Genomic DNA, 21,926 nt, shown 5'->3' with positions numbered 1-21,926 from the left:
GTCAGCGACGGCTGCGCGCTTGTGCGACCATCGCCGCGATCTCGGCGCGGATTTCGGCCGGGGGCTCGGCCACCGCGCCATCTTCCAGCGCGCGCAGATAGGCGGCGCGCATGTTCGCAAAAATCGGCTCGCCGCTTTTCTTCAGGAAGGCGGTGCCGAAGATATGATCATTGGCAAAGGGGAACGAGGCGTTGAAGCGCTTGCGGTTCACCGTGCGGCGGATGTGGTCAAGCACCGCCGCGCGCCAGCCGGGGCTGGCCGGGTCGAGCGCCGCGATGCGTCGCGCCGCCTTGATCCGGTCGGCATCGGCATAGGCGGCATATTTCAGGGTCTGGCGCAGGAAGGCATCGTCCTTCTCGCGCAGAAGCTGCAGGAACGCTTCGCGACGCGAGAACGCGTCAAGCTTCAGCCCCGCCGCCGCCATCTGCCGCGAAAAGCCGATCTCGCCGAATTTGATCGTATGCGGCTTGTAATCGGTCATCTGGTAGTCGCGCCAGAACGCCTGAAAGGCCGGATGATCCCAGGCGCTGCGGCGGATCAGGTAGAAATAGCTTTCGACATGGCTGCGCGTGCTGGGCCGCCCGCCGCTGGTGTCGTGGATCACCTTTTCGTCCTGCAACAGCCCGCAGATGTCGACCGCGGCGAAATCGGTCTCGAGCTGCGCCAGCAGGTCGGTCCGCATCGGCGCCCAGATGCTGTCGTTCATCACGATCAGCCGTTCGGGGCGCGCACCCTCGCGGTTCAAAAGCCGGATCGCATCCTGATAACCGCCGAAATCATAGCCGAAATTCGGCCGTTCCAGCAGGCTCCAGCACAGATCAAGCAGGCGGTCCCGGTCGGCCTCGGACACCGGGCAATTCAGCACGAGGAAGGGCGCATAGCCCTCGGAAATCAGCCAGTTGCAGGTCGCAATCGCCGAGGGGGAAATGCCATGCGGCTGATAGATCAGGAAGATGGCGATCTTCTGGCCCATGGGCAGCCGCCCGGCATGGCGTTTCGTCAATCGGTCGAAATCGCGCAGATAGGCCTTGCGGCGGGCGGGTTCGCGCAGGCGTCCGGGCAGCGACGCAAGGGTCCGGGGGAGTTGCAGGATCTGATCCTTGATCCGGTTCAGCTCGCGCTTGATTTTCCAGGCGGGGACCATGCTGAACACTCCTTCGAAAAACGACCTTGAACCGGGCCCCGTTTACCCTTTCGGGCGGCGGAAAGAAAGCAGCCCCTTGCGGGCCAGCCAGATCAGCCGCCGGGCGTAATTCGCCAGCTTCTGCCGATAATGCGGCAGGCGCTTGCGTTTCGGGAATTTCTTCGCCCCGGCCATGGCGGTGCCGGTGATGAAGCTTTCGCCCCGGTCGCGCGGCGGCGCGGTGAAGGGCTCAAGCCCCATCAGCCTGATGTCATGGTCGAAGAAGCGGTTCAGCTCGTGGTCATGGGCGCGGCGGATCGGATAGAAGCGCGCGGCCAGCCGCGCCGCCACCGCGCGCTTGATCAGATAGCAGCCGTTGCCGGTGAAGGGCCCCCAATAGGCCATCAGCGTGAAGGCGCCAAGCTGCGCCTGCGGCAGCCGCCCCTTGGCGCGGATGCAGGAAAACCGCAAGATGTCCCAGCGGTCGCTGGCCGCCAGCCCCGCCGCCAGCGCCTGCGGGAAGTCCGCGGTGAAGGTGACGTCATCTTCGCAGATCAGCACGATCTCGGGGCCGTCTTGCGCAATCTGGCGCCACAGCTCGACATGCGAGGCATAGCAGCCCATATGCCCGGCCGAGATCGGCGCCCCCATGTTGCGATGCCAGGCGGCCAGATCGGTGCGGCCGAGCAACTCGGCCTGACGCGCGGCACCGTCGATCCCCTCGAAGATCGTGTACGCCATCCCGATCCGGGCGAATTCCTGCGCCACCTGCGCCTGCCGCGCCGTCGCGCGGGCCAGCGAGATCACCTGAACTGGGACGACCGGCTCCATGATGCTCAGGTCCTTCTCAGTTGGTGCAGGGCTGCATGCAGGTAATTCGGCAGGTTTCGCCGCACCCGCGCAAGCTGTCGCCGGGCTGTAGGCCGGTCGTCGATCGTGCTTTTTTCCGCGCGCAGCCGCAACAGCGGGCGGTCGAAGGCCAGCCCCAGCCCTGTTTGCGCCAGATGGCGGCGCAGCTGTTGATCCACCGGCAGACAGGCCCCCGCGGTCGCGACATGCCGCAGAAAGCACTGCGCGCCGGTTCGGCTCCAGAGCAGCCCCGCCGTCAGTATGGGAAAGTAATAAGCACGCAGCAGCATCCGGTCCCCGACGGGGGCGAGGGGGCGGTTTCGTTTGTGATAACCGGCCGCAAGGTTCACGCAGGACCAGCGCAGGTCCGTGAGGTTGCGGAGCGTGTCGAGGCTTTGCGTCAGTCCTTGAGCGAAGGCGGCATCGGGTTGGGCATCGTCTTCCAGCACCAGCAAGGCTGCGGCGTTGCCGTCAAGAAACTCTTTCAGTGCCTGCACATGGCTGGCGAAACAGCCAATCTCGCCAAGTGTCATATCGATGCCGTGAAACTGCATCGCCGCGTTGCGATTGTAAAGAAATTGTTCCGTATCACCTGCCGCATCCGGTTCGACCGCACGCAGACGGCGCCACTCCAGCCCGATCTGGTCAAGATCAGTTGCAATACGGGCAAGCCGATCCGGCGAACGGTCCAAGTTGATCACCCGTGTCTGGAGACCCGGGATCACGCCAGATCGCTCCATTTCAGCTGGGTGTTGCGGGGCAGGGCGCGGGTGGTGCGCTTGCCCACCACCTTGTCGAAGTCATAACCCGCGATCTCGCCCGAGCCCGGGCGGCGGGCCCAGATGTCGGCTTCGGTGATCAGATGGCCTGCGGGCAGGTCGCGATCCGCCACGACAGACGCCCGGGCGAAGCGATAGACCGGCTCCTCGGCCGCGGTGCGTTCCTTGGGGTTGCGCGAGGCGATCCAGATTTCCTTTGACCGATCAACCAGATGGCGCAGCTCCGACGGGTCCATCGAATTGATGATGTCGGGGCCCACGCGATAGCGCGTGTCGGTGTAGTGCCGCTCCAGGATGCAGGCGCCCAGCGCGACCGAGGCCAGCGCCATTTCCGGCCCGATCGAGTGGTCGGAAAAACCCACCGGCACGCCCGGGAAGGCGTCCTGCAGATCCCTGACCCCGCGCAGCGACACGATTTCGGGCGGGCTGGGATAGAGGTTGGTGCATTCCAGCAGCGCGAACTCGACCCCCGCGGCCTGCAAAATCTCGACACTCGCGCGGATGCTCTCGATCGTCTGCATGCCCGTCGACAGGATCACCGGCTTGCCAAAGCGCGCGATGTGGCGAATGAGCGGCAGGTTGTCCGCCTCGCCCGAGCCGATCTTGTAGGCCAAAACGCCGATGCTTTCGAGAAACTCCGCCGCCGCGCGCGAAAACGGCGTCGACAGATAAATCATCCCAAGGCTTTCGGTGTAGCGCTTCAGCTCGATCTCGTCGTCTTGCGACAAAGCACAGCGCGCCATCACCTCCCAGATCGAGACATCGGCATTGGGCGGAAAGATCTGCTTCGCCTCGTCGGTCATCTCGTCTTCGAGGATATGGGTCTGATGTTTGACGCATTCGCAGCCCGAGGCTGCGGCCAGACGCACCATTTCCTTCGCCACGGCCAGCGAGCCGCCATGGTTGATGCCGATTTCCGCGATCACCAGCGGCGGATGCTCCGGCCCGATCTTGCGCGTTCCGATCTGCATGGCCTGTCCCCTTCGCTGATGTCGCCCCTTGGCGATAGAACCCCGGGCCGCAACCGTCAAGCCGCGGGGCCAAGGCGAAGGGCGCCCGAAGGCGCCCTTGCCGTGATCTCAGAACCCGGCCTTGATCTTTTCGAACTCGGCCAGCTGCTTTTCGCGCTGCTGCGGATCGTTCGGCACTTGCGGCAGGATCGGCGCCTTGACCGGGCCGATGCCCGCGGTGACCTGTTCTTCCAGCGGGATCGTCTCCATCGCCTTCAGGCTGGAATGGCCGTAACCGATATTGTCCAGAAGCGCGCGGGCGGATTCGGGGCGCAGCCAGGAATTGATGAAATCATAGGCGCGGGCCTCGTCGCCGGGGCCGTCCTTGAGGTTCACATAGCCGCAGAAGAAGGTCGCCGAGCCTTCCTTGGCCTCGCGCTGGAAGGCGACGGGATAGTTTTCGTTGCGCAGCGCGGTGACGCCGTCGTTCCAGGACCAGGAGATCAGCACCTCGCCCGAGGCCATGGTCTGCGCCTGTTCGGCCGGATCGGCCCAGTAGCTGAGCACGTTCTTGTGCGCCTCGCGCAGCCAGGCGGCAGCGGCGGCGAATTGTGCGTCGGTGACCTTGGTCCAGTCGGTGACGCCGGTGGCCAGATAGGCCAGCGACCAGACGTCATCGGACGAATTCGGCAGCGAGATCCGGCCCTGATATTTCGGGTTCACGAAGACCTGCAGCGAGGCGACGTCTTCGGCCGGGACTTCCTCGGGGTTGTAGGCGATGGCGGCGGCGCCCCAGTCGGTCGGGATGAACCAGACGCCCTTGTCATCCTTGAAGATCGGCGAATCGAGGTATTTCGGGTCGATGTCGGCCAGCGCCGGGATTTTCGCCGGGTCCCAGGGTTCGATCAGCCCGGCATCGCGGTATTTCGACACCATCTGCGAACAGGGGTGGGCGACGTCCGCCTTGAAGCCCGAAGCAACCTTTTGATAGGCCTCGTCGTCATCGCCATAGAAGGAATAGGTCGGCGCGTCGCCGTATTTGTCCTTGTAGGCCTGATACAGGCCCTCGACCTCGAAGCCGGCCCAGTCAAAGACCAGCAGGCTGGACTCGCCCGCCTTCGCGGGCAGCGACAGCGCAAGCGCAGCCGCGGCGGAGGCAAGCAGAAGCGATGATTTCTTCATGGTGGCGTTCCCCGTTGAGATTGAATTTGCCGAAACGCTAGTCCGCGTGCCGCGTGCGAACAAGTGAAACTTTCGCCGCCCTTGCGGCCCGGTGTCCCCTTGCCGAACCGGCCCCGCGGCCCCAGTTGGGGGGAATGCGTGATGAAACCCCGATCCTGCTCTGGTTGCGCCGCGATTTCCGGCTGAGCGACCATCCGATGCTCTCGGCCGCCGCTGCCTCGGGGCGGCCGGTGCTGGCGCTTTTCATCCTCGACCCGCTGGCCGAAGCCTATGGCGCGGCGCCGAAATGGCGGCTGGAACAGGCGCTTGCGGCCTTTGCCCCGGCGCTTGCGGCCTGTGGCGTGCCGCTTTTGCTGCGCCGCGGCCCGGCGCTTTCGGTGCTGCGCTCGGTTCTGGCCGAAAGCGGCGCCGGGGCGGTCTGGTGGAGCCGCGATCTGGACCCGGCGGCGATTGCGCGCGACACGGACATCAAGGCCGCGCTGCGCGCCGAGGGGCGCGAGCTGTGCTCTTTTGACGGGCAGCTGCTGTTTGCGCCCTGGGCGGTGAAGACCGGGCAGGGCGGTCCCTATCGCGTCTACACGCCGTTCTGGCGCGCGGTGCGGGGCCTGGCGGTGGCGCCGCCGCTGCCCGCCGTCACCGCGCTGCGCCCCGGGCCGGTCCTGCGCGGCGAAAGCCTGTCGGCGCTGGGGCTGGGCCTGGCGATGCGGCGCGGCGGCGCGATCGTGGCGAAATATGCCCGGGTGGGCGAGGCGGCAGCACAGGCCCGGCTGCAGCGGTTCCTGCGCGACGGCATCGAGACCTATCAGGCGCGGCGGGACTTTCTGGCCGAGCAGGCCACCTCGGAGCTGTCGGAAAACCTGGCCTGGGGGGAAATCTCGCCCCGGGTGATCTGGCACGCCGGGGCCCGCGCGATGGCGGAAGGCCGGGCGGGGGCCGAGACCTTCCTCAAGGAACTGGTCTGGCGCGAGTTTGCCTGGCATCTGATGTTCCACTACCCGCGCCTGGCCACGGAGAACTGGCGGCCGGATTGGGACGCCTTTCCCTGGGCGGGTGACAGTGCCGCGGCCGAACGCTGGCGGCGCGGCCAGACCGGCGAGCCGATCGTCGATGCCGCGATGCGCGAGATGTATGTGACCGGGCGGATGCACAACCGGGCGCGGATGATCGTCGCGTCCTATCTGACCAAGCATCTGCTCACCGATTGGCGCATCGGGCTGCGCTGGTTCGAAGACTGCCTGATCGATCATGACCCGGCGGCGAATGCGATGGGCTGGCAATGGGTTGCGGGCTGCGGCCCGGATGCCGCGCCGTATTTCCGCGTCTTCAATCCGGCGTCTCAGGCGGAGAAATTCGACGCCCAGGGCGCCTATCGCCGGGCCTGGCTGGCCGAGGGCAACCGCCACGCGCCGCAGACCGCGCTGGATTTCTTTGCCGCCGTGCCGAAAGCTTGGGCGCTGGCGCCGGGGGCCGCCTTGCCGGTGCCGCTGATCGATCTGGCTGCGGGGCGGGACCGGGCGCTGGCGGCCTATGCGGCGCGGCCGAAGACGGGCTAGACCGGCTCCGGCCCTGCCACGATTGCATCCCGATTTGGCCATATTTCTTTGCGATACCAATCAACCGGTAGTGTTAAGCCTGTCGGTCGGAGGTGCGAGATGCAGAAAGTCGTCGTTCGTGACACCCAGATGAGCTTGCCCACGACGGCGAAGCTGTTCGGGGCGCTTGGTCTTGCGGCCACGGGCTTCCTCACCGCAGAGCTGATCCCCGGCAATCTGCCCCCGGGGACGGCGGTTCATGGGCTGGCGCTGATGGCGGCCTCGTTCGGGCTGCTGCTGGGCTGGCGGGTGATCGGGCGCAACCCGGGCCGGGGCCGGATCAAGGTGATCGAGCGCGGGCTGCATGCGGCGATCTATCTTTTGCTCTGGACGATGGTGTTTCTGGGCGCCTTGCAGATGATGCGCGAAATGGCGCGCGGCCGCTATGACAGCCCGAGCGAGGCGCTGCTGGACGTGCTGGCGCAGGGGATGCGGCTGGGCGCCGAGGCGCTGCGGCTTGATGTGCTGGGCACGCTCTTTTGCGGCGCGGTGCTTTCCGCTATGCTGGCCGAATGGGCGTGGAAACGCTGGCACTAGGCCGCGCCCCAACCGCGGACGGGGCGCATGTCATTGAGCAAAATTTATTTCTTTTACGGCACCTTGGGTCATCCGCCGCTTCTGGCGGCGGTGCTGGGGCGGTCTGCCGCGCTGCATCCGGCCCGGGCCGCGGGCTACGAAGTCCGCCATGCCTGCGACGCGGCGGGCGCGGAACTGGGCTATCCGCTGCTGGTGCCCGGCCCCGCGGGGGTCGAAGGCGTGCTGGCAGAGATCACCCCGGCCGAGGAAGAGGTGCTTGACTGGTACGAGATCGGCTACCGCAAGGCGCTGCTGACGGTGACCGACGCCGCGGGGCGGCCGGTCGCGGCGCTGGCCTATCTGCCCGAGGATCGGCGCTGGACGCCGGGGCGGCTGTGGCGGCTGGACGACTGGGCGGCGCAAAAGGGCGATCTGGCGACGCTGGCCGTGGCCGAGGTGATGGCTTTGCGCGGGCAGATCCCGGCGGAGGCCGCGCTTGCCCGCTATCCGATGATCCGCGTTCGCGCCGCCTCGCGGCTTCGGGCCGCGCAGCCGCGCCCGGCCAGCCTGCGCCGGACCCCGGCCGCGGGCGATGTGGTGATCGACAGCCTGACCACGCCCTATGCGAAATTCTTCGCCCTCGAGGAGTATCGGCTGCGCCATCGCCGCTTCGACGGGGGGATGAGCCAGAGGCTTGACCGCGCCGCCTTCGTTTCGGGCGATGCGACGGTGGTGCTGCCCTATGATCCGGTGCGCGACACCGTGCTTCTGGTCGAGCAGTTCCGCACCGGGCCCCTGGCGCGCGGCGATGCCAACCCCTGGGCGCTGGAAACCGTCGCGGGCCGCGTCGATGCGGGCGAGACCCCCGAAGAGGCCGCCCGCCGCGAGGCCGGGGAGGAGGCGGGGATCACCCTTGGCCGCCTGATCCCGGCGCCCGCGCATTACCCCTCTCCGGGGGCGAAAAGCGAATATATCTATTGCTTCATCGGCCTGTGCGACCTGCCCGAGACCGGCCCCGGCCTTGGCGGGCTGGAGGAGGAGGGCGAGGATATCCGCAGCCACCGCATTCCTTTCGACGCGATGATGGCGCTGATCGACAGCGGCGAGATCGAGACCGGGCCGCTTGTGATCCTGGCGCTCTGGCTGGCACGTCTGCGCGAGGAGCTGCGCAAAACCGCCCTCGGGGCTTGAGGCGCCCCCGCTTGCCCTTTAGTCTTGCCCGACCGGGCCCAACGCCCCGGGACGAGGGAGAGACATGATCTGCAAGGACCTGGCCGCCGCCATCGGCAACACGCCGCTGATCCGCCTGAAGAAGGCGTCCGAACTGACCGGCTGCGAGATCCTCGCCAAGGCCGAATTCATGAACCCGGGCCAGTCGGTCAAGGACCGGGCGGCGCTGTACATCATCCGCGACGCGATCGCGCGCGGCGCGCTGAAACCGGGCGGCACCATCGTCGAGGGCACGGCGGGCAATACCGGCATCGGGCTGGCGCTGGTCGGCGCGGCGATGGGCTTTCGCACCGTCATCGTGATCCCGGAAACCCAAAGCCAGGAGAAAAAGGACATGCTGCGGCTGGCAGGCGCCGAACTGGTGCAGGTGCCCGCGGCGCCCTATTCCAATCCGAACAACTATGTCCGCTACTCGGGCCGTCTGGCCGCGGCTCTGGCCGAGACCGAGCCGAATGGCGTCGTCTGGGCGAACCAGTTCGACAACACCGCCAACCGGCAGGCGCATCTGGAAACCACCGGCCCGGAGATCTGGGACCAGACCGGCGGCAAGGTCGACGGCTTCGTCTGCGCCGTGGGCTCGGGCGGAACCCTGGCGGGGGTGGGTCTGGCGCTGCAGCCGAAGGGCGTGAAGATCGCGCTCGCCGACCCCGACGGCGCGGCGCTGCACAGTTTCTACACCACGGGGGTGCTGAAATCCGAAGGCAGCTCGATCACCGAGGGCATCGGGCAGGGCCGGATCACCGCCAATCTCGAGGGCTTCACCCCGGACATGAGCTTCAACATCCCCGATGCCGAGGCGCTGCCGGTGGTCTTTGACCTTTTGTCGGAAGAGGGCATCTGCGTCGGCGGCTCTGCGGGGGTCAATGTCGCGGGGGCGATCCGCATGGCCCGCGCGATGGGGCCGGGTCACACCATCGTCACCGTGCTGTGCGACTACGGCACCCGCTACATGTCGAAGCTGTTCAACCCGGAGTTCCTGCATGCCAAGGGCCTGCCGGTGCCGGCCTGGCTGGATGGCCGCGGCCAGACCGTGCCGGAGGTGTTCGAGGGATGATCGCCCGCGTCTTGCTGCGCGTCCTGCTGCTGACGCTGCTCCTTGCGCTGCCCGTCGCGGCGCAGGACGATGCCGAACCGAATTACAAGGCCTTCGGCAAGGCTTCCTCGCAGGTCGAGGAAGCCGTCGCCAAGGGCGAGATTTCCGACGCGCGACTTTCGGACATGCGCGCCGAGATGGTGAAATGGCGCACCACCTTCACCGCGGCGCAGGATACCAACGCCAGCCAGATCGAGACGCTGAAAAGCCAGATCGCCGCGCTCGGGCCGCTGCCCGCCGAGGGCACGTCCGAAGATCCGCTGATCGCCAAGCGCCGCGAGGATCTGACCGCGAAACTGTCGAAACTGCAGACGCCGGGGATTTCGGCGGCCGAGGCCGCAAGCCGCTCGGATGCGATCATCCGGGCCATCGACAAGCTGATCCGCGAACGGCAGGCGGACAAGCTGCTGCGCCTTTCGCCCTCGGTGGCCAATCCGGTGAACTGGCCTGCGGGGGCCTCGCTTCTGCGCTGGATGGGCGAGTGGATCTATGAGGAAACCCATTGGCGCTTCACCCAGCCGGTGAATTACGAGACGGCGCGCGACAATGCCCCCCTGATCATCGGTCTGATCCTTGGCGCGCTTTTGCTCTTGGCGCGGGGCGGGGCCTGGATGACGCGGCTGACGCGCTGGCTTTTGACGAAAACCGCGATGCGCGGGCGCAATCTGATTTCCGGCATCGTCAGCTTCGGGCAGGTGCTTCTGCCCACGGCGGGGGCGGTGATGGCGACGACGGCGCTCGACAAGACCGCGCTCTTCGGGCCGATCCTGTCCTCGCTTTACCTGCTGGCGCCGGGGATGCTGTTCGTCGTGCTGTCGGCGCGCTGGCTTGGCACGCGGGTCTTTCCGCCGCAAGCGGGCGAGGGGGTGATCACCCCGGGCGCCGAGGGGCGGGTCTATGCGCTGATGCTGGGTCTGGCCTTCATGGCTTACCGGCTGATCGAAATGTGGGTCGCGCCCCGGGCCGAGGATTTTCTGGGCGGTGCGGGCGAGCTTGGATCCGAACGCGCGGCGGATGTGGCGGCCCGGGCCGATGCGGCGCTTTCGGTGTTGCAGGTGCCGCTGCAGGTCTTCGCCGCGCTGGCCTTGTTCCGCATGGGGCAGCTGTTGCGCCGTCAGGGCAATGGCGCGATCCTGGCCGAGGAAGAGGACGGCGCCTTCCGGCTGGGCCTGCTGCGCTGGCTGGGCAATGCGCTTTTGCTGATCGCGGTGGCGGGGCCGGTGCTTGGCGTGGTGGGCTATGTCAGCGCCGCCAATGCGCTGATCTGGCCCGCCGTGCAGACGCTTGGGCTGCTGGCGCTGGTGATCACGCTGCAAAGTTTCCTGGCCGAGCTTTACGTCACCGTTTCCGGCCCCGAGGCGCGGCGCGACGCGCTCTTGCCGGTGCTGGGCGGGTTCCTGCTCTCGCTGGCCTCGATCCCGGTTCTGGCGCTGATCTGGGGCGCGCGGGTCGAGGATCTGGTCGAGCTCTGGACCTCGTTCCAGGCCGGGATCGCGGTGGGCGGCGTGCGGATTTCGCCGACCTCTTTCATCACCTTCGCCGTCGTCTTCACCATCGGCTATACGCTGACGCGGATCTTTCAGGGCGCGCTCAAGGCCTCGATCCTGCCGCGCACGACGATCGACAAGGGCGGCCAGAACGCCATCGTCTCGGGGCTGGGCTATGTCGGCATCCTGCTCGCTGCGCTGATCGCGATTTCGACCGCCGGGATCGACCTCTCGTCGCTGGCGATCGTTGCCGGGGCGCTCTCGGTCGGCATCGGTTTCGGTCTGCAGACGATCGTGCAGAACTTCGTCTCGGGCATCATCCTGCTGGTCGAGCGGCCGATTTCCGAAGGCGACTGGATCGAGGTCGGCGGCCGTCAGGGCATCGTCAAGAACATCTCGGTGCGCGCGACGATCATCGAGACTTTCGACCGCACCGATGTGATCGTGCCGAATGCGGATCTGATTTCGGGCGCGGTGACGAACTGGACGCGGGGCAACAAGACGGGTCGGCTGATCGTGCCGGTGGGGGTGGCTTACGGCAATGATACCCGCCGGATCGAGGCGATGCTGGCGGAAATCGCCCAGGCGCATCCGCTGGTGATGATGACTCCGCCGCCGTTTGCGGTCTTTACCGGTTTCGGGGCGGACAGTCTGAATTTCGAGATCCGGGCGATCCTGTCGGATGTGAACTTCAAGCTGCGGGTGCATTCCGAGATGAACCACCAGATCGCGGAACGGTTTGCGCGTGAGGGGATCGAGATTCCCTTCCCGCAGCGCGATGTCTGGATCCGCAACCCCGAGATGCTGCGGTCGGATTACGTGCCGCCCGTCGAGAAGATGGTGGTGGGCCACGGCACGATCGCGGCGGCGCCCGCGCCCGCGCGCCCCGAGCCGGGCGAGGGGATCTCGGTGCTTTCGGACAACGACGGCGCCGAGGAAGGCGACGATCGCTGAGACTGTGTTCCGGGTGATCTCCCCCCTTGCGAGGGGGGAGATTTGCCGCTAAACCCGGCCGCGGACGGGTGGCCGAGTGGTCGAAGGCGCACGCCTGGAAAGTGTGTAGGCGGGGAACCGTCTCGTGGGTTCGAATCCCATCCCGTCCGCCACTTGCCCTTGCGAAAGCGTTCTCCGGATCCGGCCGTGGCCGGATTTTTCCGTTGTTTTCGAGGGTTATGCGGGAGGGGCTGAGCACCGGTGCCGACACCAGGTGGCCCGTAAGCCGTCTCTCAGGGTCGAAATTCTCCGGACCTCATGACTGCGCCGATTTGGTGAATAGCTTTCAAGCCTCTGGAATAGCGAAGTTTTTCCGAGACCAGTGCTGGACACTTCGACGCCGGTGGCATTAGTAAGATGGAACATAAATCGAACTGGTACCATCAGAACAGTTCGGTACTTCCGTCGTCGCGGATGCGCACAGCCGATCCAGCACGAGCATAAGCCGTTGATCCGTCTGCAAACCGCCTCCGGATCCCCTGAGAGTGTTCGAAATTCAGCAGGGTGAATGCAGCGGACTCCGTGGGACCATCCGCCGATAAGCCTGCGCCGATCATGATCCCGCCAAGGTCTGTCAGAACGAAACGGTCGTGGAAGTCTTCACCTCCTCGTATCTGCGACCAAGCATAGAGCTCCAAACAATAGCCGGGTGGTAGCAGTCCTTTAACTTGAGCGGCTCCGTCTCGGGCGAGGAGCGCAGGCGGGGGACGAGAATTGTGATCACGGAAGTGGATTCTGATCGCTTTGGACGACCCAAAACCACCGGCAAGCCGAGCAAGCAGGCAGACCAGTGGAGCGAGATAATTGCCCTCCGTTGGCCGAAGGTCGAAAAACGGGTCGACGATATCGACCTCCTTGGACACCGCAGTAATGGTGTAAAGGGCGTCGGCAATTTCATCTGCCGTCCTGATCACGTCACAACTGGTCACTGCCCCAAAGAGCGGATGCCCATCTGAGCAATCGTCTGGCTGCATGGCCTCGGCGCAGGCCGTCCTGCCAGCGTCGCATATGATCGCCTTGAAGGGTCGATTGGCATGTTCGCGCAGGGCGTTGTCTATCCAGTCCGCCTCGTGGTCATATGTGCGATTGAAATCGACGACTTTGTGCTTCGAGTTGCGCAACCGTTCGACGATGTCGGTCAGCCCTTCCGCCTCACGCAGGACATGCAGATATTCGTCGAGCACGGCAGAGAGATCGTTTCGCGCACAATGGTCCAGCACCGCGCGCCAGTAAGCCTCGTCGCTGTCGGCCCGCAACAGCGCCTGTACTTCGTGTTGATTGAAAAGACGACGGAACCCCATCGCGATCTTCGTCGCCGCCGAGAGCAGCGCGGGATCGTCGAGTGACAGGTCGGGCGCTTGTCGAGCCAGAGCGCGCAGGGCACAGGTGGCAGGGCTGCCCAGCGCCAGATCGACCAAATGATCGAGAAGCACAGCGTACCCAGGCCGGCCAAGAAGCTCGGCCCCGCCCGCAGCGCGCAGCGCACTCAAGTGCTCGCGCCAGCCGGTCTTGTCGCCCTCGCGCTCGCCCTCGCGCTCGGCCGCGCCGCCGGGCGCAAGCCAGGCGGCGAAGCCAGCCTGTGTCAAATCGCGTGCAGCGACCCCGGCCCAGTCCCAAGTGACCTCGCGCTCGGCCTGCGCGCAATTGACCGCAATCTGCTTGGCAAGCGGTTCGAGGCGCGCGCAAGCTGCGGCCCGCAAGGCGGCATAATCGGGCAGCGGCGCCCCATGCGAGAGCATCAAAGGATCGACGGCGCGGGCAAGATGCGGCGAGGGCAGCATCAGGGGAAGGAGCCGAAGTCCCCCGAGGCGCTCCTCGGTTGCGGTGAAGCGCAACGGTCGCGCGGTGGGCTGCTCGGAATAGACATGCGCCCGGGCATTGCCGCGCGCCTGCCCCATGCCCATCCGCCGCTCGGCCTCATAGGACAGAAGCGCCGCGATCGCATCGGGCACCATCTGCCAGTCGGAGAAGACCAGCACTTTGCTTGCGGGCACGGTGACGCCAAAACTGGGCAGGCTCGGGGGCATCCACAACCGACGCTCCAGATCATCGCCAAAGGCCAGATCGATCAGCGCCCGCATCCGTGCATTGCCCGGTTCCACCGGGGCATAGGCCTCGAGTTCCTGGTGCGAAAGCTGACAGCGCAGCGCGGCCTTGAGCGCCTTGCGCTGCGCCTGCGTGGGCTGGTCCTTCGCCAGTTCGATCCGCCGTGCCAGATCGTAATCGCGCATGAAACTCAACAAATAAGGCGCCGACTTCCAGAAGCCGGTCACATCGGCGGCGTCGAAGGCCTGCGCCAGGGCGTTCATGGCTTTCGCATCGCGCAAATCGTCGGGCAACACGCGCAACGCGGGCACCACCTCTTTCACCATGGCGTCGCGTGCCTTGGTTTCTTGCACCCGCTCGGTCCGAGCGATCACTTGCCGCAGCCGCGTCTCGATCTTTCGCGCGGCCCCCAGCGCCTCGGGCTGAGACTGAGGCAATTGCCCCAGTGCCGCCCGATAGCGCCGCATTTCCGCCTCAAGGTCCGCCAGCAACTCGGGCGCGCGCTCGAGCCCGAACAGAAACCCCAAGACCGAAAGAAACTCGCGGTAATGCTCGCCGCTGTCCTGTTCCTCCTCACCCAGCTGGCTGTCCCCCTCAAGCGTGAGCATCCGGTAGGGTGTGGCCGACAAGAGCAAGGTCCGGGCATTGTTGCCCTCCTCGTCGATGAAGCCGAAAAGCCTGCGGGCCAGATCTGCGGCTTCGTCGTTGCCTGTCAGAACAGCTTGAAACCGCTGGAATTCGTCGAGCACGATCAGGTCGGGCTCGAGTGCATGAGCACTTTCCCGAGCGAGCAGCGTGCGCAACCGCCCAAGGGTCGCCTCGCGTTGACGGTTGAAAGCGCTATCGGACGTGCCAAGCCCCGTTGCCTTCGCAGCAAGCTTTTCGAACGCGACCAACAGATCGGGATCACCTTGCACCGCAGATCGAAACCGCGTGGCTATCAGCTCTTCCATCGGCGCGCGCTCGATCATGGCGCGGGTCGTCTCCCATCCCTGCGTCCCCGCCCAGCTTTGAAGGAAGGCACTCGCCGCCGCCTCATCGCTCAAGATCGGGCGCAGCATCCGCAGGATCAGCGCGCGCTCTTCCTTTTGGCCGCCGCCTTCCTTGAGATCGAGCGATGTGCCCGGCGTGAGCGAGAAGAAATTCACCCCACGCGGCCGAATGCCACCCGCACGGGCCAGTTCCAGCGCCAGCATCGTCAGTCGCGTCGGCAGCACATTCGCACGACCATCGCCCAGAACGTTGAGTTTCTTCACATTCTGCCGCGCAATCGCGGCATTCGAGCAGATGTAGACGATATCGATCCGCGCGACCCTGTCCTGCAACGCCTCGATCGTGCGCGCAATCACGCCGCGCGCCACCATCGTCTTGCCAAGCCCCACTTCGTCAGCCACCAGAAACTGCGTCACCCGATCAGCATCGGTCAGCAAACGCGCCGCGACGTGTTCGACCGTGGCGCGCTGAAAGGCCTTGAGGGGGCGCAGTGCGGCCTCGGCGTCGAAACGGTTTGTCAGCTTTTCGGTCATCGTCTTGCAGCCTTGCGGTTGGGGCGGGTCGAGGTCGGGCGCAGGCTGCGAAAGCTTGCCCAGAGCGTCAGGAATTCGGGCGGTATCAGCGCTGCGCCCGTATCGTCGCATGCGCCTTCGAGCCTTGTGACCAGCCGCTCGACATCGGCAAGGGCGCTTCCCTCGCCCGAGAGCGCGCGGACCATCGCCTCAAGGAGCGGCACTTCGCCGAATGACCCGAATGCAGCGCGCGCAGCGCCCGCGCGGGAGGCGTTGAGAAAGGCTTGTGCGGCGGTCTCGGGATCGGAGAGCAAAAGCTGCAGATAACGCAGGAAAGCGCCCCGATCCGCGATCATCGCCCGCAAGATCGCCGCATCGCGGCCTTCGGGCAGGTCCTCAAGCCGCGTGCCAAGCGAGAAGTCGAGGTTCAGCCCGGTTTCGACATCGCTCAGCCGAACCCCCAGCCAGCGCGTGACATCGGGCAGAGCCAAAGCGCCAAGCGGCTGCGGCGCTGGCTCGATCCGCGTGGCACGATCACCGAAGCCTTTGATCGGCATGGCGCGGTCTGGCACCTGATTTCGGGCAAAGGCGGGCTCGTGCCCGACGATGGACAGGTTGTGCGGCTCCGCATCGCACTCGATGCGCTCGCCGACGATTTCCGCGCGGCCTTGATCCGGCGAGAGGCCAACGAGAATGCGCTGGCGATCGGTTGGCCTTTGGCGATCGGGCGTCGCACGGGGGTGCCTACGATCTGGCCGATCGGGCTGATCGCCGCCGAATGGCGCCGAACCGAGGGGTTCCTTGAGATCGAGATTGCCGCCGACGATGTGCTGGTGAACCCGGCCTGGCTGCGCGGCGCCGCCCGCAGCGCGGGCTGGAAGGCCGCCGATCTTGAAGCGATTTTCGCGCAGGCGGATGGCATCGGTCTGGAGGCGCAGGATTTTCTGGCGCGTCTGCGCGATGCCGCCGCAAGCCAGAGCCGCGGTTCGTTGAACAGCTTGCGCATCAGGGAACGTCGCTGCCGTTCTTCTGCGACGACATCTTCGAAACTTTCGACGAAGATCGGACCCGTTCGGCCTGTCGCGTGATGGAAAGGCTCGGCCGGCGCGGACAGGCGATTTACCTGACCCATCATCGTCATGTCGTCGATATCGCCCGCGAGGTCTGCGCCGAGCGCGTGCAGATCCACCAGATCGGGGTTTGAGGCGATCGGATGGCCGAAAATTTTGGGGAGGGCGCATGTCAAGAGGCAGATCGGGGCACCGCGCACAGCCAAAAATCCGGCGGCGCAACCGGGGCCAGATGTGTTTCGCGGCGCGGATGGATGCGAAAGGCAGGCCTGCATCGATGCGCGCGGCAAGACACCCTCGCATCACCGGCGAGGACGACGCGCCAAATGGCTGCGCCTGCGATCAACTCGGTCGTGGGTGCAGTCATGGACGTGCAACGTCATCGGCGTGCCATATCTGTCAGGAACTGACACCCAAGACTGCTATTGACGACCCTGCGACCCGTCGAGACAGTCAAGCCTCGGGTTGTGCTCATTCTCGACTGCAAGGCGACCATGCGGAACCTCGGCGACAGCATCCTGTTCTCGGCAACCGATCTGATGCGGTTCATGGGTTGTGCCCATGCCACCACACTCGATCTGATGCACCTGCGCGGCGAGGGGCCGGAACCGGGCGAGGAGAGCGAGGATGCCGCCTTGTTGCAGAAACAGGGCGACGCGCATGAGGCGGCGCATCTGGCGAAGCTCAAGGCCGCTGGAAAAGTAGTGGTGGAGATTCCCCGCGGCGATCTGCTCGCCGATGCGCAGGCGACCCGAGCGGCGCTTGCGCAGGGGGCCGAGGTCGTGTTTCAGGGCGCCTTCCTGTCGGGCAACTGGGGCGGCTGGTCGGATTTCCTTTTGCGGGTGGATCGCCCCTCGGCCCTTGGCCCGTTCAGCTATGAGGTGGCCGATACCAAACTGAAACGCAGCCCGCATCCCAAGCATGTGCTGCAACTCGTGCTTTATTCCGACTTGCTGACCGAAGTGCAGGGTTTCGCGCCCGAGTTCACCCATGTCGAACTGGGCACCGGTGAACGAGCGACGTTGCGGCTGGCGGGCTATGTCCATTACGCGCGGGCGGCGCGGGGGCGGCTGGAGTCCTTCGTGGCAGCCCCAATGCCCACGCGCCCCGTGCCTTGCGCCGATTGCGGCCTGTGTCGTTGGGCAGATCACTGCGAAAGCCTCTGGCAGGCCGAGGACAGCCTGTTCAACGTGGCGAACATAAGCCGCGGGCAGGTCAAGAAGCTGGAGGTGGCAGGGATCAACACGATGGCGGCCCTTGCGGAAGTGGATCGTCCGGTGCGGGGCATGGCCGAGCGCACCCTCGCGCGACTGGTGACGCAGGCCCGGTTGCAACATGCCCGCACGACCGGCGCCCCGTCCTTCGAGTTGCGCGCACCCGAGCCCGGCAAGGGCTTTGACCTGCTGCCCGCGCCGCAGCCGGGCGATCTGTTCTACGATATCGAGGGCGATCCGCATTACGAGGGGGGCCTCGAATATCTGCATGGTGTCTGGTGTGACGGGCAGTTCCGCGCCTTCTGGGCGCATGACCACGCGTCCGAGGCCAAGGCACTCGCGGCGCTTCTTGCCTTCTTCCGCGCGCGGCTGGAGGCCTTCCCTGCGGCGCGCATCTACCACTACGCGGCCTACGAGATCACCGCGCTGCGTCGGCTAAGCACGAAATACGGCATCGGCGAGGCTTTCCTTGACCGCCTGCTGCGCGAACGGCGCTTTGTCGATCTGTTCGCCGTGGTGCGCGGCGGGCTGATCGGGTCGGAACGCAACTATTCCATCAAGTCGATGGAGGCCTTCTATGGCCGTGTGCGCGAGGGCGAGGTCAAGACTGCGGGCGGCTCTGTCGTGGCCTATGAGCGCTGGCGCGAGACAGGCGAGCACCAGATCCTTGACGAGATCGAGGATTACAACCGCATCGACTGCATCTCGACCGAGGAATTGCGCGACTGGCTGGTGGGCATCCGGCCTGCGGGTCCGTGGCCGACGCTGGCCCCCGATGCCGGACTGAAAGAGGCCGAGGAAGACGCCGACGCGCAGGCCCTTCACGCGGCTCTTGTCGCATCGGCCCTGCCCGAGGACCGGCAGGCGCTGCTGTTCAACCTTGGCCTCTTTCACAAGCGCGAGGCCAAGCCCGCGCAATGGGCGGTGTTCGATTCCGCATCGAAGGACGAGGACGACCTGCTCGATGATCTGGATGCACTGGCGGGGCTGGAAGCGATTGGCCCGATCGAGCAGGTGAAGCGGTCCTTCGCCCGAAGCTATCGCTTTCCCCTGCAAGAGACGAAGCTCCGCCCCGGCAAGGGCGCGACGGTGCCGGTGTTCGATGGCCCGCCGATCTCGGTCGGCATCACGGCCTTGGACCGCAGGGCGCGGCAGGTCACGGTGAAGGCCGGGCCGGGGAAGGACCATCTTCTCGGCAACCGGATGAACCTGCACCCCGACTGGCCGCTTGACCCCAAACCCATCCCCGCCGCGTTGCGGGACGTGATCGCGGACCAGCGCGGCCCGCGCGCCTGGCGGGCGGTCGATGATCTGCTGTCGCGCGCAGCCCCCCGTCTGAAAACCGATCCACTGAAGTCTGTGGCCGACCCTGTTTCCGGAACGATCGCGGCTGTGGGTGCGATGGACGAAACCGTGCTGCCGATCCAGGGACCGCCCGGCACCGGCAAGACCCATGTAACCGCCCGGGCGATCCTGTCGCTGGTGCGGAAAGGCGCGCGGGTGGGGGTCACCTCGAACAGCCACGAAGCGATCCGCAACGTCCTGATGGGGTGTCTGAGGGCGCTTGAGGAGGAGGATCTGCCAATCGCGCTGGATCTGGTTCACAAGACCAGCGGCGAGGATGACGGCTACCCCGACGCTTGCCCGGTGCGCCGTACCAACAGCAATGACGAGGCGGCTGGCGGCCGGCATGTTGTCGGCGCGACAGCGTGGTTCTTTTCTCGCGACGAGAATGTGCAGGCCTTCGACTGGCTTTTCGTGGACGAGGCGGGGCAAGTGGGTCTGGCCAACATGGTGGCCATGGGCCGGGCCGCACGCAACATTGTTCTTGTCGGCGACCCGCGCCAGTTGCCTCAGGTGATCCAAGGGGCGCATCCGGAGCCTGCGAATCTGTCGTGTCTCGACTGGATGCTGGGCGAGCATGCGACCGTGCCACCGGATCGCGGCATCTTTCTGCCAGTCTCGCGGCGGATGCATCCCGATGTCTGCCGCTTCATCTCGGATCAGGTCTACGAGGGGCGACTGACCAGCCACCCCGACACCGCGCGCCAGGCCGTGCGTGGCACCCGCTTCCCCGAGGCGGGGGCCTTCTGGGTGCCGGTCCCGCACGAGGGCAACGCGCAGATCGCAGCCGAGGAGGTCGAAGCGATCCGCGCGGCCGTGGCGGACCTGCTGAAAGGCACCTGGACCGACAAGGACAGCACCACCCGCCCGATGCGGGCCAGCGACATCATCGTCGTCGCCCCCTACAACGCACAAGTGAACGCCCTGCGCGACGCGCTGCCGGACGCCATCCGCGTGGGCACAGTGGACAAGTTTCAGGGACAGGAAGCCCCGGTCTGCCTCGTCTCTATGACCGCCTCATCAGCTGAGGAAACATCGCGAGGGATGGAGTTCCTGTTTTCGCTCAACCGCATCAACGTGGCGGTGTCGCGCGCCAAGGGTCTCGCGCTGGTCTTTGGCGCCCCGCGTCTGCGCGAGGCGAAGTGTGAAACAGTTGAGCAGATGCGATTGGTGAACACGCTGTGTGCTTTGAATACGCCTTGTTCACCACCCACAGTACCCAGTGACGCTATACCTCCCGCGCTCCTTGCGACCTTGAAAGCAAACAAAGCCTGATTACAGAGATCTTTAATGCCCTATGAAACTTCATTAGATGGCAGCCGTAAGTCCACGCGCCCCAGCACGCTCGAGGCGGTGATCCGCGCGGAGACTGGCAGCAAGATACGCAGCTTTCTTTACCAGCTCTCAGAAGGGGTTACGGATTACCGGTCCATCCATAGCCTGACCGAGCAGGTCAGGCACCAGTACCACGGCCGTTTTGCCATCGAATTGATCCAGAACGCTTATGACGCCGTCAGTCGGGCCGCGGACCGCAAAGCCTCGCAATGCCGGATCGAGATGCAACTGGAGATGGATGGTGGGTTCGGAACGCTTTACGTTGCCAATGACGGCGCACAATTTTCGCACAGTAATTTTGAAAGCGTTTCTCGGCTTGGCCAGAGCGACAAGGATCCGGCAACCTCTGTAGGCAACAAAGGGATCGGATTTCGCAGCGTGCTCGAGATCAGCCAAAAGCCCCGCATCTGGTCTCGGCGACAGGAAGCCAGCCCGGAATTCGATGGCTATTGCTTTGGCTTCGACCCCGAATTTACCAAGTCAATCTACGACCCCGCACTTGCCATCCTTGAGGGTCGACCGCTTTCGATCGAACAGGAATGGTTTGCCGAGATTATCGGTGAAGACCCAAGCCTTTGCGAGCGTTTGCACACCGGCGCAAAACGCCGCCAAGCGCAAAGCGCGAATTCGACCTCGGACTGGTTGCGCGAAGAGATTGGTTACCTTTCGCCCTACCTCTTGCCTTGGCCGCAGTCACTGCGCAGCCCTGTGGTCGACGATCTCGAAACCCGCGGATTTGCATCCGTCTTGGCCTTGCCGCTGCTTTCCCCTGCGGCCGCCACCCTAGGGTCCAGACCCATTGATTTCGTTCGTTTGGCGTGATTCAGGGACCGCAAGGAGACCTGATCGATGAGCAATCTTTACTGGCTGACCGAGGCGCAGATGGAGCGCCTGAAGCCGTTCTTTCCCAAGAGCCATGGCAAACCTCGAGTCGATGATCGTCGCGTCCTCAGTGGCATAATTTTCATCAATCGCAATGGGTTGCGCTGGTGCGACGCGCCAAAGGAATACGGCCCGGCGAAGACCCTCTACAACCGTTGGAAGCGCTGGAGCGACAACGGTGTCTTCGCCCGGATCATGGTCGGCTTGGCCACTGAGCGCGCCGAACACAAGACGATCATGATCGACGCAACCTATCTCAAGGCACACCGCACGGCATCAAGCCTTGGGGTGAAAAAGGGGGGCGCGGGCGCCAGATCGGGCGCACCAAAGGTGGCATGAACACCAAACTGCACGCCGTTGCCGATGCGAAAGGGCGCCCGATCGGGTTCTTCATGTCGGCCGGTCCAGTGAGCGATTACACTGGCGCCGCGGCGCTGCTGGGCAGCCTGCCAAAGGCAGGGTGGCTTTTGGCCGACAGGGGCTACGACGCTGACTGGTTCAGAGAAGCGTTGAAAGACAAGGGGATAAAGGTTTGCATCCCCGGCCGGAAGTCCCGCAAGAAAGCCGTCAAATACGACAAGCGGCGCTACAAACGGCGCAACCGCATCGAGATCATGTTCGGCCGCCTGAAGGATTGGCGGCGCGTCGCCACCCGATACGACCGCTGCCCGGAAACCTTCTTCTCTGCAATAATGCTCGCCGCAACCGTCTTGTTCTGGCTGTGAAACTCAATGAG

The 21,926-nt window shown here is 65.3% G+C and carries 16 protein-coding genes and 1 tRNA gene; 10 read left to right on the top strand and 7 right to left on the bottom strand.

Annotation, left to right across the window (positions count from 1 at the left end; genetic code table 11):
- Nucleotide 1: 1 nt before the first annotated feature.
- The 5 genes from LY44_RS00915 to LY44_RS00895 all read right to left on the bottom strand — a co-directional run bounded on the left by LY44_RS00915 (nucleotide 2) and on the right by LY44_RS00895 (nucleotide 4,883).
- A complete protein-coding gene (locus LY44_RS00915; RefSeq protein WP_055212380.1) occupies nucleotides 2–1,144 on the bottom strand; it encodes a rhamnan synthesis F family protein in 1,143 nt (380 codons plus the stop codon).
- A 42-nt stretch (nucleotides 1,145–1,186) separates the two neighbouring features.
- Nucleotides 1,187–1,954, bottom strand: a complete 768-nt coding sequence (locus LY44_RS00910; protein WP_055212382.1) for a glycosyltransferase family 25 protein — start codon at nucleotides 1,952–1,954, stop codon at nucleotides 1,187–1,189.
- A gap of 5 nt (nucleotides 1,955–1,959) precedes the next feature.
- Complete coding sequence (locus tag LY44_RS00905; protein WP_160320026.1) at nucleotides 1,960–2,664, bottom strand: glycosyltransferase family 25 protein; 705 nt, start codon at nucleotides 2,662–2,664, stop codon at nucleotides 1,960–1,962.
- 29 nt (nucleotides 2,665–2,693) lie between these two features.
- Nucleotides 2,694–3,722, bottom strand: a complete 1,029-nt coding sequence (locus tag LY44_RS00900; protein ID WP_055212386.1) for an N-acetylneuraminate synthase family protein — start codon at nucleotides 3,720–3,722, stop codon at nucleotides 2,694–2,696.
- Nucleotides 3,723–3,830: 108 nt separating this feature from the next.
- Nucleotides 3,831–4,883, bottom strand: coding sequence for an ABC transporter substrate-binding protein (locus LY44_RS00895; protein ID WP_055212388.1), 1,053 nt, complete (start codon nucleotides 4,881–4,883; stop codon nucleotides 3,831–3,833).
- A gap of 134 nt (nucleotides 4,884–5,017) precedes the next feature.
- Between LY44_RS00895 and LY44_RS00890 the strand changes: the two genes are divergently transcribed.
- The 6 genes from LY44_RS00890 to LY44_RS00865 all read left to right on the top strand — a co-directional run bounded on the left by LY44_RS00890 (nucleotide 5,018) and on the right by LY44_RS00865 (nucleotide 11,907).
- Nucleotides 5,018–6,436, top strand: a complete 1,419-nt coding sequence (locus LY44_RS00890) for a cryptochrome/photolyase family protein (RefSeq protein WP_055212390.1) — start codon at nucleotides 5,018–5,020, stop codon at nucleotides 6,434–6,436.
- Nucleotides 6,437–6,535: 99 nt separating this feature from the next.
- Nucleotides 6,536–7,012 (top strand): TrgA family protein, encoded by a 477-nt coding sequence (locus tag LY44_RS00885; protein ID WP_146707185.1) that lies wholly within the window; start codon nucleotides 6,536–6,538, stop codon nucleotides 7,010–7,012.
- 27 nt (nucleotides 7,013–7,039) lie between these two features.
- A complete protein-coding gene (locus LY44_RS00880; RefSeq protein ID WP_065118420.1) occupies nucleotides 7,040–8,182 on the top strand; it encodes an NUDIX domain-containing protein in 1,143 nt (380 codons plus the stop codon).
- A 64-nt stretch (nucleotides 8,183–8,246) separates the two neighbouring features.
- The gene (locus LY44_RS00875; RefSeq protein WP_055212396.1) at nucleotides 8,247–9,275 is read left to right on the top strand and encodes a cysteine synthase A; all 1,029 of its coding nucleotides are present in this window, start codon (nucleotides 8,247–8,249) and stop codon (nucleotides 9,273–9,275) included.
- Nucleotides 9,272–11,755, top strand: coding sequence for a DUF3772 domain-containing protein (locus LY44_RS00870; protein WP_055212398.1), 2,484 nt, complete (start codon nucleotides 9,272–9,274; stop codon nucleotides 11,753–11,755). The genes LY44_RS00875 and LY44_RS00870 overlap by 4 nt, the downstream gene beginning before the upstream one ends.
- Nucleotides 11,756–11,817: 62 nt before the next feature.
- Nucleotides 11,818–11,907 (top strand) — tRNA-Ser (locus LY44_RS00865).
- A gap of 270 nt (nucleotides 11,908–12,177) precedes the next feature.
- Here LY44_RS00865 and LY44_RS00860 read toward each other — a convergent pair.
- Both LY44_RS00860 and LY44_RS00855 read right to left on the bottom strand, forming a co-directional pair.
- On the bottom strand, nucleotides 12,178–15,366 hold the full coding sequence (locus tag LY44_RS00860) for a DEAD/DEAH box helicase family protein (RefSeq protein WP_055212400.1): 3,189 nt from the start codon (nucleotides 15,364–15,366) through the stop codon (nucleotides 12,178–12,180).
- On the bottom strand, nucleotides 15,363–15,902 hold the full coding sequence (locus LY44_RS00855; protein WP_055212402.1) for a hypothetical protein: 540 nt from the start codon (nucleotides 15,900–15,902) through the stop codon (nucleotides 15,363–15,365). The genes LY44_RS00860 and LY44_RS00855 overlap by 4 nt, the downstream gene beginning before the upstream one ends.
- A 39-nt stretch (nucleotides 15,903–15,941) precedes the next feature.
- Here LY44_RS00855 and LY44_RS00850 point away from each other — a divergent pair, with 39 nt between their 5' ends.
- The 4 genes from LY44_RS00850 (at nucleotide 15,942) to LY44_RS00830 (ending at nucleotide 21,915) form a co-directional block, all read left to right on the top strand.
- The gene (locus tag LY44_RS00850) at nucleotides 15,942–16,433 is read left to right on the top strand and encodes a hypothetical protein (protein WP_055212404.1); all 492 of its coding nucleotides are present in this window, start codon (nucleotides 15,942–15,944) and stop codon (nucleotides 16,431–16,433) included.
- Between the two features lie 476 nt (nucleotides 16,434–16,909).
- Nucleotides 16,910–20,248, top strand: coding sequence for a TM0106 family RecB-like putative nuclease (locus LY44_RS00840; protein WP_081024413.1), 3,339 nt, complete (start codon nucleotides 16,910–16,912; stop codon nucleotides 20,246–20,248).
- A 15-nt stretch (nucleotides 20,249–20,263) separates the two neighbouring features.
- Nucleotides 20,264–21,130, top strand: a complete 867-nt coding sequence (locus LY44_RS00835; protein ID WP_055212406.1) for a sacsin N-terminal ATP-binding-like domain-containing protein — start codon at nucleotides 20,264–20,266, stop codon at nucleotides 21,128–21,130.
- Nucleotides 21,131–21,157: 27 nt separating this feature from the next.
- Nucleotides 21,158–21,915, top strand: a protein-coding gene (locus tag LY44_RS00830; protein ID WP_111395938.1) for an IS5 family transposase whose coding sequence is annotated in 2 segments (ribosomal slippage) — nucleotides 21,158–21,482 and nucleotides 21,482–21,915 — 759 coding nt in all. Because the reading frame shifts where the segments join, the coding sequence is not laid out codon by codon here.
- Nucleotides 21,916–21,926: the final 11 nt, after the last annotated feature.

The organism is Rhodobacter capsulatus, from assembly GCF_003254295.1.
GTDB lineage: Bacteria > Pseudomonadota > Alphaproteobacteria > Rhodobacterales > Rhodobacteraceae > Rhodobacter > Rhodobacter capsulatus.
Note: the sequence above shows the minus strand (reverse complement) of the source record. Positions and strands in the feature narration are given on the sequence as shown.

Bases quoted from the DNA above. Each gene is read 5' to 3' on its own strand.
- LY44_RS00910 (WP_055212382.1), bottom strand. From the start codon at position 1,954: ATGGAGCCGGTCGTCCCAGTTCAGGTGATCTCGCTGGCCCGCGCGACG.
- LY44_RS00875 (WP_055212396.1), top strand. From the start codon at position 8,247: ATGATCTGCAAGGACCTGGCCGCCGCCATCGGCAACACGCCGCTGATC.
- LY44_RS00885 (WP_146707185.1), top strand. From the start codon at position 6,536: ATGCAGAAAGTCGTCGTTCGTGACACCCAGATGAGCTTGCCCACGACG.
- LY44_RS00835 (WP_055212406.1), top strand. From the start codon at position 20,264: ATGCCCTATGAAACTTCATTAGATGGCAGCCGTAAGTCCACGCGCCCC.
- LY44_RS00895 (WP_055212388.1), bottom strand. From the start codon at position 4,883: ATGAAGAAATCATCGCTTCTGCTTGCCTCCGCCGCGGCTGCGCTTGCG.
- LY44_RS00840 (WP_081024413.1), top strand. From the start codon at position 16,910: ATGCGGAACCTCGGCGACAGCATCCTGTTCTCGGCAACCGATCTGATG.
- LY44_RS00880 (WP_065118420.1), top strand. From the start codon at position 7,040: ATGTCATTGAGCAAAATTTATTTCTTTTACGGCACCTTGGGTCATCCG.
- LY44_RS00900 (WP_055212386.1), bottom strand. From the start codon at position 3,722: ATGCAGATCGGAACGCGCAAGATCGGGCCGGAGCATCCGCCGCTGGTG.
- LY44_RS00855 (WP_055212402.1), bottom strand. From the start codon at position 15,902: ATGCCGATCAAAGGCTTCGGTGATCGTGCCACGCGGATCGAGCCAGCG.
- LY44_RS00890 (WP_055212390.1), top strand. From the start codon at position 5,018: ATGCGTGATGAAACCCCGATCCTGCTCTGGTTGCGCCGCGATTTCCGG.
- LY44_RS00915 (WP_055212380.1), bottom strand. From the start codon at position 1,144: ATGGTCCCCGCCTGGAAAATCAAGCGCGAGCTGAACCGGATCAAGGAT.
- LY44_RS00870 (WP_055212398.1), top strand. From the start codon at position 9,272: ATGATCGCCCGCGTCTTGCTGCGCGTCCTGCTGCTGACGCTGCTCCTT.
- LY44_RS00860 (WP_055212400.1), bottom strand. From the start codon at position 15,366: ATGACCGAAAAGCTGACAAACCGTTTCGACGCCGAGGCCGCACTGCGC.